Annotated in this window: 1 protein-coding gene; it reads right to left on the reverse strand. The window is 68.3% G+C overall.

The window, feature by feature from the left end; translation table 11 throughout:
- A partial coding sequence (locus M3677_RS17105) for an MSMEG_0572/Sll0783 family nitrogen starvation response protein (RefSeq protein WP_251161150.1) occupies positions 1-390 on the reverse strand: 390 nt, incomplete at its 3' end.
- Positions 391-464 lie beyond the last annotated feature (74 nt).

A 464-nucleotide genomic window follows, 5' to 3' on the forward strand; every position in this document is an offset into this window, starting at 1 on the left:
GACGTAGACCGTGCCGCCCTCCTCGATGAACTTCTCGATCTGGGCGTTGATGTTGTGCTCGCCCGGGAAGGCGGAGTCGCCGGTGGTGGGGAAACCGCGGGTGGCCATCGCGTTCATCGCGGCCGGGCCGTAGAAGTACAGGACCGACTCGAACCCCTTGCGCAGCGCCCGCAGCGCCTGCAGGCAGGCCACGAAGCTGACCGAGGACTCGTGGGCGATGCCGTGCACCAGGGTGAAGTAGCTCTCGCCCTCGCCCGCCCGGTAGTCGGGGAAGATCTTGGTCGAGCCGTACAGGTTGCTGCCCGGGGGCAGCGAGGGGTGCGGGATCTCGGCGAGGCTGGCCTCGGCGTTGGCCTTGATCTCCTCGGGCGTGGCGAGCGGCGTGGTCACGGGCGTGCCTCCATCGGGTTGGTGGATCAGGTCAGCTGGTGGAGCTGCTCGAAGTTGCGGCGGAAGACCAGGTC

Source organism: Curtobacterium sp. P97 (assembly GCF_023712445.1).
Classification (GTDB): domain Bacteria; phylum Actinomycetota; class Actinomycetes; order Actinomycetales; family Microbacteriaceae; genus Curtobacterium.